This window comes from Kitasatospora sp. NPDC096077, from assembly GCF_040303245.1.
Lineage (GTDB): Bacteria > Actinomycetota > Actinomycetes > Streptomycetales > Streptomycetaceae > Kitasatospora.
In genome coordinates this window covers 79477-93023 of the sequence record NZ_JBEOSV010000003.1, presented here as the reverse complement: position 1 = coordinate 93023, position 13547 = coordinate 79477, and the positions used below count along the sequence as shown (strand labels likewise).

The window sequence follows — 13547 nt, the reverse complement described above, 5'->3', positions numbered from 1 at the left end:
TCCTGCGGACCGGGCGGGCTTGTCGGTGGGTGGCCATAGACTCGATGTGCCATGAGTAGCCTCTTTGACGACCTCCCGCTCCCCGGTTTCGAGGCACCCGCCGCCGGGTCGAAGCAGCCCGCCGCGCCCGTCGACGCGATCGACGAGGAGCCCCCGCCGTACGAGGACGACCAGCCGTACGACGCGTACGAGGAGGCGATCCCGGACGGGCTGTTCCAGACCGACCACGCCGCCGAGAGCGCGCGGGACGCCTGGCACCGCAACGGCGCCGCCCGGACGGTGGTCGACCCGGCGCAGCTGCTGGAGGGGATGAACGACCCGCAGCGCGAGGCGGTGCTGCACGCCGGCTCGCCGCTGCTGATCGTGGCCGGCGCCGGCTCCGGCAAGACCCGGGTGCTGACCCACCGGATCGCCTACCTGCTGGGCGCCCGCGGGGTGCAGCCGGGCGAGATCCTGGCGATCACCTTCACCAACAAGGCGGCCGGCGAGATGCGCGAGCGCGTCGAGGCGCTGGTCGGCCCGCGCGCCCGGGCGATGTGGGTGTCCACCTTCCACAGCGCCTGCGTGCGGATCCTGCGCCGGGAGTCCAAGCAGCTGGGCTTCACCTCCAGCTTCTCGATCTACGACTCGGCGGACTCCCAGCGGCTGATGTCGCTGGTCTGCCGCGACCTCGACCTGGACCCGAAGCAGTTCCCGCCGAAGTCCTTCACCGCGAAGGTCAGCAACCTCAAGAACGAGCTGATCGACGAGGAGACCTTCGCCGACCAGGCCGCCAACCCGATGGAGAAGAAGCTCGCCGAGGCGTACGCGCTCTACCAGCGGCGGCTGCGCGAGGCCAACGCCCTCGACTTCGACGACATCATCATGACGACGGTGAACCTGCTGCAGGCCTTCCCGGACGTCGCCGAGCACTACCGCCGCCGGTTCCGGCACATCCTGGTCGACGAGTACCAGGACACCAACCACGCCCAGTACACCCTGGTCCGCGAGCTGTCCGGCGGCTCCGCGGCCGACGCCCCGAAGCGCACCGTGGACGGCGAGTTGGTGAATCCGGCGGCCGGGCGGCTGGCCGAGGTGCCGCCCGCCGAGCTGTGCGTGGTCGGTGACGCGGACCAGTCGATCTACGCCTTCCGCGGCGCGACCATCCGCAACATCCTCCAGTTCGAGGAGGACTACCCGAACGCGACCACGATCCTGCTGGAGCAGAACTACCGCTCCACCCAGACGATCCTGAGCGCCGCCAACGCCGTCATCGAGCGCAACGCCAACCGGCGCGAGAAGAAGCTCTGGACGGCCGGCGAGCACGGCGAGAAGGTCGTCGGCTACGTCGCGGACGACGAGCACGGCGAGGCCCAGTTCATCGCCGACGAGATCGACCGGCTCACCGACCGGAGCGAGGCCAAGCCCGGCGACGTCGCGATCTTCTACCGCACCAACGCCCAGTCCCGGGTCTTCGAGGAGGTGTTCATCCGGGTCGGCCTGCCGTACAAGGTGGTCGGCGGGGTGCGCTTCTACGAGCGCAAGGAGGTCCGGGACGTCCTGGCGTACCTGCGGGTGCTCTCCAACCCGGAGGACACCGTGCCGCTGCGCCGGATCCTCAACGTGCCCAAGCGCGGCATCGGCGACCGGGCCGAGGCGATGGTCGACGCGCTGGCCGCGCGGGAGCGGATCTCCTTCGCCCAGGCGCTGGTTCGGGTGGACGAGGCGTACGGGATGGCCGCGCGCTCGGCCAACGCGGTCAGGAAGTTCAACACCCTGATGGCCGGGCTGCGCCAGGTCGTCGAGTCGGGCGCGGGCCCGGCGGCGGTGCTGGAGGCCGTCCTGGAGGAGACCGGCTACCTGGCCGAACTCCAGGCCTCCACCGACCCGCAGGACGAGACCCGGGTGGAGAACCTCCAGGAACTCGCCTCGGTGGCGCTGGAGTACGAGCAGGACCCGGGCGAGCGGCCGGACGCCGGGGAGGACGGCGCGCCGCCGGTCGGCTCGCTGGCCGACTTCCTGGAGCGGGTCGCGCTGGTCGCCGACTCCGACCAGATCCCGGACGACGACGAGGAGGGCCAGGGCGTCATCACGATGATGACCCTGCACACCGCCAAGGGCCTGGAGTTCCCGGTGGTCTTCCTGACCGGCATGGAGGACGGGATCTTCCCGCACATGCGGGCGCTCAACCAGGTCAAGGAGCTGGAGGAGGAGCGCCGGCTCGCGTACGTGGGGCTGACCCGGGCCCGCGAGCGGCTCTACCTGACCCGCTCGGTGCTGCGCAGCGCCTGGGGGCAGCCGTCCTACAACCCGGCCTCGCGGTTCCTGGAGGAGATCCCGGACACCCTGGTCGACTGGAAGCGGAAGGGGGCGGCGCAGGCGCCGGTCCAGCGCGGCTTCTCCTCGGGCTCGTCGGGCTCGTCCTGGGGCAAGTCCTCGTCCGGGGGCGGGAGTTCACGCTCCTCGTCGTCCGCCGGGGCGGCCTCGCCGAAGGCGGGCTGGGGGCAGTCGGTGCGGCGCGGCGGCAAGGTCGTGGAGCGCGAGGTGGTCTCGCTCGCGGTCGGCGACCGGGTCACCCACGACACCTTCGGGCTGGGCACGGTGGTGGGCGTGACGGGCCTGGGCGACAACGCCCAGGCCGAGGTGGACTTCGGCGCCAGCGGCCGCAAGCGGCTGGTGCTGCGGTACGCGCCGGTGGAGAAGCTGTAGCCGACGGGTCCTAGCGCGGGTCCAGCCCGTTCGCGAGGAACCAGGGCAGCGGGTCGACCGGCCCGCTGCCCGCCGGCCTGATCTCGAAGTGCAGGTGCGGCCCGGTGCTGTTGCCGCTGCTGCCGACGAAGGCGATCACGTCGCCCTGCTTCACCGGGCCCTTGCGGATCTTGTACGCCCGCAGGTGGCACATCCAGGCCTCGGTGCCGTCGGACATCTTCAGTATCGACATGTAGCCGTAGAACGGGTTCCACTGGGTCCGGATCGTGCCGTCCTGGACGGCGTACACCTCCGAGCCGCCGTCCACCGGGAAGTCGATGCCGGTGTGCCGGTTGGCCCAGTGGGTGCCGGCCTCGCCGAACAGTTCGCCCAGGCCGTGCCTGGCGACCGGCATGACCACCTTGGGCTTGACCGGCTCCGGGGCCGGCTCGGCGGTCGGCGTGGCGGTCGCGGTGGGCTGGCCGTCACCGGGCAGGGCGCCGGACAGCGGCTGGCGGGCGTCGCCGCGCGAGGCCTGGGCCTGGTCGGTGTGCGCGGCCGCCGGTGTGACGGCCTGGTGCGCGGCCGCGGTGGCCGGGGCGTCGGCCGCCGAGGCCTGCGCCGGCACCCGGTCGGGCTGCTCCTGGGCCACCACCGCACCCGCCGCACCGGCCACTCCGAGCGCGGCCACCGACGGCACCGCGACCCGGAACAGCGCCGCCCGGGTCGCCCTGGCGGCGCCGCGCCGCTGGGCGCGGGACTGCTCACGGGACTGCTCGCGGGCGGCGAGGCGCAGCTCCGCACGGGTCGGGCGGGCGGCTGCTTCGGGAGCCATCGGGGGCTGCCTCCTCGGTGGGCCTCGGGCGCGTCGTCGGGCGAGGGTAAACAGCCGAGACTGTAGTCCCACGGTCGACGCCCCGGAAAAACCGCCGGTTGTCAAGGGGGCGCACGGGGGGCCGCGCCGTGCCGGTACGGAGGGCCCGCCACCGGCGTACTCACTGGTAGCGGGCCCCGGGGCTGTGACTTTGCCCTCCTCTTGGGAGGCGGCTCGGCCAACCGGGGCGGGTGGCGCTAATCTCCCCTCAGGTTGGTTGGTTATCGAGCGTTAACCGTGTTGACCGCACCCGTGGACCCACAAGGTCCGGGCGGATGATGGACGACGAGGTCCAGGAGGCAGTGATGAGTGTGTCGGGGCCGATCCGTGTGGTGGTCGCCAAGCCGGGGCTCGACGGTCACGACCGGGGCGCCAAGGTGATCGCGCGGGCCCTGCGCGACGCCGGCATGGAGGTCATCTACACCGGGCTGCACCAGACCCCCGAGCAGGTGGTCGACACCGCGATCCAGGAGGACGCGGACGGCATCGGGCTGTCGATCCTCTCCGGTGCCCACATGACGCTGTGCGCGCGGGTGCTGGAGCTGCTGAAGGAGCGTGACGCGGAGGACATCAAGGTCTTCTGCGGCGGGATCATCCCGGACGAGGACATCGCCGAGCTCAAGGCGATGGGCGTCGCGGACATCTTCACCCCGGGCACGCCCACCCGGGACGTGGTGGCCTGGGTCGAGGCCAACCTGCGCACGGCGGGCTGAGCCCGGGCCCGCGGGGCGGCTCGGTCCGCCGCACGGACCGAGCCGCCCCGGCGGGCTCGACACCGGGGCGTCCTCAGGGCGCCGGTGCGCTCAACGCGGCGGCACCGTCAGCTCGTTCAGCATCGCGGCCCGGAACCGCAGCGTCCCGGCCAGCCGGGCGAAGGTCTCCGACCAGGCCGAGTCCGGGGCGGCCCCGGCGGCCAGCTCCTCCACCGCGGCGGCCGCACCGGGGGCGAGCGCCCGTTCCGTCATCCCGAGCACCCCGCTGTGGCTCCACGGGTACGCGCCGGAGGCGGCCGCCCGGGCCAGCGCCGCCACCACGGCGGTGGACAGCGGCGGGGTCCACGGGGTGGCGCAGGCGCCGAGCAGCTGGAAGGCCTCGCCCAGGCCGTGCACCTCGATGAAGGCGGCCGTCCAGGCGGCCCGCTCCTCCGGCGGGAGGACGGCCAGCAGTTTGGCCGGGGCGCCGGTGGCGCGCGCGCCGCGGGCCCGTCCGGCGCCGCGTCCCGGCGGGGCGGGGGCCGGACCGAGCAGCGCCCTGGCCCAGTCGGCGTCGTGCTGGCGCACGGCGGCGCGCGCCCAGGCCTCGCGCAGGTCGTCGGCCCAGCTGCTGCTGGTCTCGTCCACGCTGTCGCCGACCCGCAGGGCGAGCAGCCGCTCGGGCGTGAGCCCGGTGCTCTCCGACCAGACCGCCAGCGGCGCGGCCGCCACCACCTCGCCGAACCACCAGGCCCGTTCGCCGCGCCCGGTGGGGGACTTGGGGGCGATGCCGTCGCGCTGCATCCGCTCGTCGCACTCGGCGGGCGGGGTGACCAGCAGATGGGTGCCGCTGCCGGCGAGCGTCACGGCGGCCCGGGCCCGCTCGGCCATCCGCCCGGCCAGCGCCGAGCCGGGCAGGGTGGAGAGCAGTTCGGCGGCGGTGGCCCGGACGTTCTTGCTGCGGTCGCCGAGGGCGGCCTCCAGGAAGGGTTCGTCGGCGGGGGAGAGGCCGTCCTGGAGGGCGTCCAGGAAGAGCAGCCGGTCCTCGGCGCGCTCGGTGGACCAGGTGCCGCGCAGCAACTCCAGCCCGGCGGCCGGGTCGCGGCGGCGCAGCAGGGTGAGATGGGTGACCCGTTCGGCGAACAGGCCCTCGTGCCACAGCCGGTGGTCGTCCGGGGTGTCCGGCTGCCGGGCCGGTTCGGTGTCGGTGGTGCGCAGTACGAACCGCCAGTCGGGGTTCTGCGCGGCCAGCCAGCGGCCCGGCGGACCGGCCAACGCGACGGCGTCCGAGCGCAGTTCGCTGCGGGCCCGGGCCGCGTCGAGCAGCCCGGGGATCAGTGCGGCGGGCGGCCGCAGGCCCTCGGCCCGGGCGGTGGCGAGCCACTGCGGCAGCAGCTCGGCCAGGTTGGCCAGGGTGCCGCCGGCCCCGCTGCCGCCGGTGCGCCCGGCGAGCAGGACGGCCAGTCGGCGGGCGGCGGCCTCGGGCAGCTCCGGGCGCCGGTCCTCGGGTGCGGGCGGCCCGGGTGGTTCGGTGGCCGGGACGGGCAGGGCGCCGGCCCGGCGGCGGACGGTGGCCAGCGCGGCCAGCTCCAGCAGGGCGGTGGCCGGGTCGGACCGGTCCACGGTGTCGGCGAGCGGCAGCACGGTGGCGGGCAGCGGGCGCCGGTCGGTGCCGAGCAGGGCGCTGGTCCGCAGGGTCTCCCACGGGTCCTGGGTGATCGTCATCGTCGGTTCTCCTAAGCGGAAGTGAGGCCGACCGGGCGGTGTTCGGCGGTCCAGGCGGTGACCGGGGCGAAGCCCTGGTGGCCGTACTCGCCGAAGACCGTCAGCGGGCGGCCGGTGGACACCGCGGTCAGCCGCCACAGGGCCGCCTCCGGGACGGCCGAGGGGCGGACTGGGACGGTGTGGTGGCCGTCCGTCAGATACCAGCCGTCCGGGGTGCGGACCGGGACGACCCCGGTGAGCACGGTCGGCCAGCTGTCCAGCCACGGGTCGTCGGCCACCGCGGTGCCGTACCCGGCGACCGCCTCGGCGACGGTGAGCCCGGCGGGCGGGGCGGCCGGGCCGGGCTCGGGGGCGCCGTAGCGGGTGCCGAGCGCGGCGCGCAGCGGCCGGGCGCCGGGGTGGTAGCCGAGGTCGGCCTCCAGCAGGTGGCCGGTGGGCAGGGCGAGGTCGGGGGCCTGGCCGGGCCGGCCGAAGGCGAGCAGCAGGGCCGGGCGGCCGGTCTTGGCGCCGCGCAGCCAGACCCGCCGGGTGGTGAGCCGGTCGTCCGAAGTGTCCTTGCTGCCGAGGACCAGCCAGCGGTCCCGGACCGTCGGCCCGGCGAGCACCTCGGCGGCGTCCACGGTGTAGCCGACCCGGGCGCGGACGGTGGCGGCCAGGTCGGGCGGCAGCTCGTCGAGCCGGGTGGCGGCGGTGGCGAGCAGGTGCAGCATCGCGTACTCCGCCAGCAGCCGTTCCTCCGGCAGGGTGTCCAACTCCCTTACCCGGGTGGCCAGTCCGCCGGCCTGGGCGTCGACCATCCGGGCCGCGACCTCCTCCCAGGGGCCGGCCGTGGACTGGTCGGCGAGGCCGTGCCGGATCCGGTCGGCCAGCCGCAGCCGCAGTTCGGCCGCGCCGGCCGCGACCCGGGCGCCGCGCTTCTCGGCCCGGCGGCGGGCGGCCTCCGGGTCGGCCGGGGGCGCCGCGCGCTTCTCGGCCCGCTCCTGCCGGGCCTTGAGCCAGTCGGCGGCCCAGTCGGCGGGCTCGGCGGCCGGCACCGCCTCCGGGGCGCCGCTCCACAGCAGGAGCAGCCCGAGCGCGTGCTTGCACGGGAACTTCCGGCTGGGGCAGCTGCACTGGTAGGCGGGCGTGGCGAGTTCGATCACGGTGCGGTACGGGGTGCGGCCGCTGCCCTGGCACTCGCCCCAGAGCGCGGCGCCGTCGGTGCCCGTCCCGGACCACGGCGCGGGCGAGGACAGCTTGCCCGCGGACTTCCGCGACGCGGCGTCAGGCGCCAGGGACAGGACGTGTTCGGTGCTCCAGCGTTCCTCCATGCGACCGACCGTAGGCGGCGGCACTGACAGCGGCTGACCGTCCGTCCGGGGGTTGTCAGTGCCGCAGTGCAGGGTGGGTTCCACAGGTCCTGACTCCCCGCTCACCCTTCCGCCCGGGGCACCCGTGTGTCCGGGCGGCCGACCCGAAGGAGCCCCGATGACCGACGTTCTGCGGCAGCACGCCGAGGACGCCTTCGCCGGTGAACTGGCCGCGCTGGCCGCGCAGGACGACCGTCCGCGCCCCGAGCGCTGGAAGCTCTCGCCGTGGGCCGTGGCGACGTACCTGCTCGGCGGCGAGCTGCCCGACGGCACCCGGATCACCCCCAAGTACATCGGCCCGCGCCGGATCGTCGAGGTCGCCGTCACCACCCTGGCGACGGACCGGGCGCTGCTGCTGCTCGGTGTGCCCGGCACCGCGAAGACCTGGGTGTCCGAGCACCTGGCCGCCGCGATCAGCGGCGACTCCACGCTGCTGGTGCAGGGCACCGCCGGCACCCCCGAGGAGGCCGTCCGGTACGGCTGGAACTACGCCCAACTGCTCACCCACGGGCCCAGCCGGGACGCCCTGGTGCCCTCGCCGCTGATGCGGGCGATGGCGGACGGCAAGCTCGCCCGGATCGAGGAGCTCACCCGTATCCCGGCCGACGTGCAGGACAGTCTGATCACCATCCTGTCCGAGAAGACCCTGCCGATCCCGGAGTTGGGCGGCGATACCCAGGCCGTGCGCGGCTTCAACGTGATCGCCACCGCCAACGACCGCGACCGCGGCGTCAACGAGCTGTCCAGTGCGCTGCGCCGCCGCTTCAACACCGTGGTGCTGCCGCTGCCCGGCTCGCTGGACGAGGAGGTCGACATCGTCACCCGTCGGGTCAACCAACTCGGCCGCTCCCTCGACCTGCCCGAACTGCCCGGCGGTGCCGAGGAGATCCGGCGGGTGGTGACGGTCTTCCGCGAGCTGCGGGCCGGCCTCACCGTGGACGGCCGGACGAAGGTCAAGACCCCGAGCGGCACCCTCTCCACCGCCGAGGCGATCTCGGTGGTGACCAACGGCCTCGCCCTGGCCGTCCACTTCGGCGACGGCGTGCTGCGCGCCGGGGACGTCACGGCCGGCATCCTCGGCGCGGTCGTCCGCGACCCGGTGGCGGACCGGGCGGTGTGGCGCGAGTACGTCGAAGGGGTGGTGCGCGAGCGCGACGGCTGGAAGGACTTCTACCGCGCGGCCCGCGAGGTGACGGCGTGACCTCGGAGGTCGCCCTGCTGGGCATCCGGCACCACGGGCCCGGCTCGGCCCGGGCGGTGGCCGCCGCGCTGGCGCAGTGGCAGCCGGACGCGGTGCTGATCGAGGGCCCGCCGGAGGCCGACGACATCGTCCACCTGGCCGCCGAGAAGAACCTGGTGCCGCCGGTCGCCCTGCTCGCCCACGCGGTGGACGACCCGGCGCGGGCCGCGTTCTGGCCGTACGCCGAGTTCTCCCCGGAGTGGGTGGCCATCCGGTACGCCGTGGACCACGACCTGCCGGTCCGCTTCATCGACCTGCCCGCCGCACACGGCTTCGCGCCCGCGCCCGGGGAAGGGGAGCAGGAGGAGGCGCCGGACGCCGAGGGGGCCGGCGATGACCTGCCCGCCGACCCGCTGGCGCTGCTCGCCGAGGCCGCCGGCCACGACGACCCGGAACGCTGGTGGGAGGACGTGGTCGAGCACCGCGCCCCCGGCGCGGACGCGCTGGCGCCGTTCGCCGCCGTCGCCGAGGCGATGGCCGCGCTGCGCGCCGAGGGCCTCGGCGAGTCCCGCCGGGACCAGCTGCGCGAGGCTCACATGCGCCAGCGGATCCGGGCCGCCCGGCGCGCCGGTCACGACCGGATCGCCGTGGTCTGCGGTGCCTTCCACGTGCCCGCGCTGGCCGTGATGCCGACCGTCGCCCACGACCGGGCGCTGCTCGCCGGACTGCCGAAGAAGGTGCGCACGGACATCACCTGGATCCCGTGGACGCACCGCCGGCTCTCCCAGGCGGCCGGCTACGGCGCGGGCGTCCAGTCGCCCGGCTGGTACCACCACCTGTTCACCGCCGAGGGCGACCCGGTGCCGCGCTGGCTCACCCGGGCCGCCGAGCTGCTGCGCGCCGAGGACCACCCGGTCTCCTCCGCCCACGTCATCGAGGCGGTCCGGTTGGCCGAGACCCTGGCCGTGCTGCGCGGGCGCCCGCTGGCCGGGCTGACCGAGACCCTGGACGCCGTCCGCGCGGTGCTCTGCGAGGGCTCGGACGTCGCCCTGGAACTCGTCCGGGACCGCCTGGTGGTCGGCGACGCGCTCGGCGAGGTGCCGGACGCCGCCCCGGCCGTACCGCTGCAGCGCGACCTCGCCCGGCTGCAGCGCTCGCTGCGGCTCAAGCCCGAGGCCGCGCCCCGGGAGGTCGACCTCGACCTGCGCAAGTCCACCGACGCGGCCCGCTCCCGACTGCTGCACCGGCTGCGGCTGCTGGGCGTCGACTGGGGCGTGCCGGCCCGGTCGACGGTCAACTCCACCGGTACCTTCCGGGAGAGCTGGCGGGTGTGCTGGCAACCCGAGTTCGCGGTCCGGATCGCCGAGGCCGCCCAGTGGGGCACCACGGTCGAGGAGGCCGCCGTCAACAAGGCGGTCGGCACCGCCCGGGCCGCCGTCGAACTCGCCGAGCTGACCGGCCTGGTGGAGACCTGCCTGCTGGCCGGGCTGTCCGGTGCGCTGCCCGCGGTGATGCGGGTGCTCGCCGACTGCGCGGCCCTGGACACCGACGTCGCACACCTGGCGGGCGCGCTGCCCGCGCTGGTCCGCGCGCTGCGCTACGGCGACGTGCGCGGTACCGACCACGGCGCGCTCGCCGGGGCCGCGGCCGGCCTGGCCGAGCGGGTCTGCGTCGGACTGCCGCCCGCCTGCGTCGGGTTGGACGACGCGGGCGCGGCCGCGATGCGGGCCCGGATCGACGAGGTGCACGGCGCGATCGCCCTGCTCGGCCCCGGGGAGGCGGCGGATCCGGACGGCCTGCCCGCCCGCTGGGCCGCCGCCCTCCACTCGCTCTCCCGCCGCGAACCCGCCGGCGGACCGGCCACCGGCGTCCCAGGGCTGCTCCGCGGCCGCGCCGTCCGGCTGCTGCTGGACGACGGCCGGCTGGACTCCGAGGAGGCCGGCCGACGGCTGCGCCTGGTGCTGTCCGTGGCCAACGCCCCGGCGGACGCGGCCGGTTGGGTCGAGGGCTTCCTCACCGGCGGCGGCGCCCTGCTGCTGCACGACCCCCGGCTGCTGGCCCTGCTGGACGAGTGGCTCTGCGGGGTGGGCGCCGAGGTGTTCACCGATGTCCTGCCGCTGCTGCGGCGCACCTTCGCCGGACTGGAGGCGGGCGTGCGCAGCACCATCGGCGGCCGGGTCGCGGCCGGCCCGCTCGGTGCCGGCCCGGCGGCCCCCGAGGCGGTCGGCGAGCTCGACCGGGCGCGCGCCGACGCCGCGACCCCGGTGCTGGCGCTGCTGCTCGGCGTCCGCCCGACGATCCCCCGCCAGCCCACCGGCCGCAACACCTGACCCGTCGTACGAGGAGGATCCCGATGGCAGCGACCCCGATGGCGGCGAACCCGATGGCGGCGACCCCGGCCGACGAACGGCTGCGCCGCTGGCGACTGGTGCTCGGCGGCGAGGCCGACGGCACCGGCTGCACCCTGCGCGGCCGCGACGCCGCGATGGACGGCGCGCTCGCCGCGCTCTACCGGGGCGCCCCCGAGGAGGGCGCCCGCCCGGCCCGCGGCGGCCGCCGCAGCGCCGGGCTGGGCGGCTCGGCCCCGCAGGTGGCCCGCTGGCTGGGCGACATCCGCAGGTACTTCCCGTCCACCGTCGTCCAGCTGATGCAGCAGGACGCGATCACCCGGCTCGGCCTGGAGCGGCTGCTGCTGGAGCCGGAGATGCTGGAGGCCGTCGAGCCGGACGTGCACCTGGTCGGCACCCTGCTGTCGCTCAAGCACGCGCTGCCCGAGACCACCCGGGAGTCCGCCCGGGCCGTGGTCGGCAAGGTGGTCGCCGACCTGGAGCGCCGGCTGGCCGACCGGACCAGGGCCACCGTGGGCGGCGCCCTGGACCGCAGTGCCCGGGTGAACCGGCCGCGCCACCGGGACATCGACTGGGACCGGACGATCCGGGCCAACCTGAGGAACTACCTGCCCGAGCACGGCACCGTGGTGCCCGAGCGGCTGGTCGGCCACGCCCGCGCCCAGCGCGCGGTGCGCAAGGACGTCATCCTCTGCGTCGACCAGTCCGGTTCGATGGCGCCCTCGGTCGTCCACTCGGCGGTGTTCGGCGCGGTGCTCTCCTCGATGCGCAGCCTGGACACCCGGCTGGTCGTCTTCGACACCTCGGTGGTCGACCTCACCGAACAGCTCACCGACCCGGTGGACGTCCTGTTCGCCACCCAGCTCGGCGGCGGCACCGACATCAACCGGGCGCTCGCCTACTGCCAGTCGAGGATCACCCGGCCCTCCGAGACCGTCGTGGTGCTGATCAGCGACCTGTACGAGGGCGGCATCCGGGACGGCATGCTGCGGCGGGTCGCCGCGATGAAGGCGGCCGGCGTCCAGTTCATCGCGCTGCTCGCGCTCTCCGACGAGGGCGCCCCGGCGTACGACCACGCCCACGCCGCCGCCCTGGCCGCACTCGGCGTCCCGGCCTTCGCCTGCACCCCGGACGCCTTCCCGGAGATCATGGCGGCGGCGATCGAGAAGCGTCCGATCCCCCGGCACCTGACGGCGGGCGGCACCGGGGAGGGGGCCGACCGGGGGGAGTGACGACATCACCCGGGCGGGTGAACCCGCCCGATCCGCGGGCGGCGCGTCCGGGCCGATCTGTGACGGTTCTCACCCAAGCCGGACAGGGCCCCGGGCGGAACAGGCCCGTCCCACGGGGATAACCTGCCAGACGGACGTGACGCGCGTGTTGATTGACGTGTGCGCCCGTGGCTGTGTGGGCCGCAAGGCCGTACCTCTGCGTACCCGCACCGCCCCGACGACCCGCAGCGAAGATCCTGCCGTGGCACGCTCGTAGAGACACAATCCGCGACCACGAACAAGGACGAACACACGTGGACCTGTTCGAGTACCAGGCGAGGGACCTCTTCGCCAAGCACGGTGTGCCCGTGCTTGACGGTGATGTCATCGAGACCCCCGAAGCCGCTCGCGCCATCGCCGAGCGCTTCGGCGGACGCGCCGTCGTCAAGGCTCAGGTGAAGGTCGGCGGCCGTGGCAAGGCCGGTGGCGTCAAGCTCGCCGCCGACCCGGCCGACGCCGTCGCCAAGGCCGAGGCGATCCTCGGTATGGACATCAAGGGCCACACCGTTCACAAGGTGATGCTGGCCCAGACCGCGGACATCAAGGACGAGTACTACGTCTCGTTCCTGCTGGACCGCACCAACCGCACCTTCCTGGCCATGGCCAGCGTCGAGGGCGGCGTGGAGATCGAGGTCGTCGCCGAGGAGAACCCCGACGCGCTCGCCAAGATCCCGGTCGACGCCAACGAGGGCTGCACCCCGGAGAAGGCCGCCGAGATCGTCGCCGCGGCGAAGTTCCCGGCCGAGGTCGCCGACCAGGTCGCCGAGGTCCTGCAGAAGCTGTGGACCGTCTTCATCAAGGAGGACGCCCTCCTCGTCGAGGTCAACCCGCTGATCAAGTCCGGTGACGGCAAGATCATCGCGCTCGACGGCAAGGTCTCCCTGGACGAGAACGCCGAGTTCCGTCAGCCGGAGCACGAGGCCCTGGAGGACAAGGCCGCGGCCAACCCGCTGGAGGCCGCCGCCAAGGCCAAGGGCCTGAACTACGTCAAGCTCGACGGCCAGGTCGGCATCATCGGCAACGGCGCGGGCCTCGTCATGAGCACCCTCGACGTGGTCGCCTACGCCGGTGAGAACCATGGCGGCGTCAAGCCCGCCAACTTCCTGGACATCGGCGGCGGCGCGTCCGCCGAGGTCATGGCGAACGGCCTGGAGATCATCCTCGGCGACCCCGACGTCAAGTCGGTGTTCGTCAACGTCTTCGGCGGCATCACCGCCTGTGACGCGGTCGCCAACGGCATCGTGCAGGCCCTGGCGCTCCTCGAGAGCAAGGGCGAGAACGTCTCCAAGCCGCTGGTCGTCCGCCTGGACGGCAACAACGCGGAGCTGGGTCGCAAGATCCTGGACGACGCCAACCACCCGCTGGTCCAGCGCGTGGACACCATGGACGGTGCGGCCGACCGCGCCGCCGAGCTGGCCAACAAGTAAGGAAGGGGACTTAA

9 protein-coding genes are annotated in these 13547 nt (G+C 74.6%); 6 read left to right on the top strand and 3 right to left on the bottom strand.

The genetic code is table 11. From position 1 onward, the window contains the following. Positions 1 to 51 precede the first annotated feature (51 nt). A complete protein-coding gene (gene pcrA / locus ABTZ03_RS03980) occupies positions 52 to 2688 on the top strand; it encodes a DNA helicase PcrA (protein ID WP_350511274.1) in 2637 nt (878 codons plus the stop codon). Positions 2689 to 2698: 10 nt separating this feature from the next. Here pcrA and ABTZ03_RS03975 read toward each other — a convergent pair whose 3' ends face one another. Next, positions 2699 to 3502 (bottom strand): M23 family metallopeptidase, encoded by an 804-nt coding sequence (locus tag ABTZ03_RS03975; protein WP_350511273.1) that lies wholly within the window; start codon positions 3500 to 3502, stop codon positions 2699 to 2701. A gap of 344 nt (positions 3503 to 3846) precedes the next feature. Here ABTZ03_RS03975 and icmB point away from each other — a divergent pair, with 344 nt between their 5' ends. Continuing rightward, a complete protein-coding gene (icmB, locus tag ABTZ03_RS03970) occupies positions 3847 to 4254 on the top strand; it encodes a coenzyme B12-dependent isobutyryl CoA mutase small subunit (RefSeq protein ID WP_350511272.1) in 408 nt (135 codons plus the stop codon). Between the two features lie 90 nt (positions 4255 to 4344). Here icmB and ABTZ03_RS03965 read toward each other — a convergent pair whose 3' ends face one another. Further along, positions 4345 to 5958: a DUF5691 domain-containing protein gene (locus tag ABTZ03_RS03965; RefSeq protein ID WP_350511271.1), complete on the bottom strand. Its 1614-nt coding sequence runs from the start codon at positions 5956 to 5958 to the stop codon at positions 4345 to 4347. A gap of 11 nt (positions 5959 to 5969) precedes the next feature. Then, positions 5970 to 7268 carry an SWIM zinc finger family protein gene (locus ABTZ03_RS03960; protein WP_350511270.1) on the bottom strand — a complete coding sequence of 433 codons (1299 nt, stop codon included), beginning with the start codon at positions 7266 to 7268 and terminating at the stop codon, positions 5970 to 5972. Positions 7269 to 7425: 157 nt separating this feature from the next. On the opposite strand from ABTZ03_RS03960, the gene ABTZ03_RS03955 reads away from it, so the two are divergent. The 4 genes from ABTZ03_RS03955 to sucC all read left to right on the top strand — a co-directional run bounded on the left by ABTZ03_RS03955 (position 7426) and on the right by sucC (position 13533). Beyond that, positions 7426 to 8508: an ATP-binding protein gene (locus ABTZ03_RS03955; protein ID WP_350511269.1), complete on the top strand. Its 1083-nt coding sequence runs from the start codon at positions 7426 to 7428 to the stop codon at positions 8506 to 8508. Beyond that, on the top strand, positions 8466 to 10817 hold the full coding sequence (locus ABTZ03_RS03950; RefSeq protein WP_502894388.1) for a DUF5682 family protein: 2352 nt from the start codon (positions 8466 to 8468) through the stop codon (positions 10815 to 10817). Before ABTZ03_RS03955 ends, ABTZ03_RS03950 begins: the two co-directional genes overlap by 43 nt. A gap of 23 nt (positions 10818 to 10840) precedes the next feature. Beyond that, positions 10841 to 12067 carry a VWA domain-containing protein gene (locus ABTZ03_RS03945; RefSeq protein WP_350511267.1) on the top strand — a complete coding sequence of 409 codons (1227 nt, stop codon included), beginning with the start codon at positions 10841 to 10843 and terminating at the stop codon, positions 12065 to 12067. Positions 12068 to 12360: 293 nt separating this feature from the next. Beyond that, positions 12361 to 13533: an ADP-forming succinate--CoA ligase subunit beta gene (sucC, locus tag ABTZ03_RS03940; protein WP_350511266.1), complete on the top strand. Its 1173-nt coding sequence runs from the start codon at positions 12361 to 12363 to the stop codon at positions 13531 to 13533. The last annotated feature ends 14 nt before the right edge of the window (positions 13534 to 13547 follow it).

Coding starts and splice junctions, on each gene's coding strand:
- ABTZ03_RS03975 (WP_350511273.1), bottom strand. CDS start 3,502: ATGGCTCCCGAAGCAGCCGCCCGCCCGACCCGTGCGGAGCTGCGCCTC.
- icmB (WP_350511272.1), top strand. CDS start 3,847: ATGAGTGTGTCGGGGCCGATCCGTGTGGTGGTCGCCAAGCCGGGGCTC.
- ABTZ03_RS03965 (WP_350511271.1), bottom strand. CDS start 5,958: ATGACGATCACCCAGGACCCGTGGGAGACCCTGCGGACCAGCGCCCTG.
- pcrA (WP_350511274.1), top strand. CDS start 52: ATGAGTAGCCTCTTTGACGACCTCCCGCTCCCCGGTTTCGAGGCACCC.
- ABTZ03_RS03955 (WP_350511269.1), top strand. CDS start 7,426: ATGACCGACGTTCTGCGGCAGCACGCCGAGGACGCCTTCGCCGGTGAA.
- ABTZ03_RS03960 (WP_350511270.1), bottom strand. CDS start 7,268: ATGGAGGAACGCTGGAGCACCGAACACGTCCTGTCCCTGGCGCCTGAC.
- ABTZ03_RS03945 (WP_350511267.1), top strand. CDS start 10,841: ATGGCAGCGACCCCGATGGCGGCGAACCCGATGGCGGCGACCCCGGCC.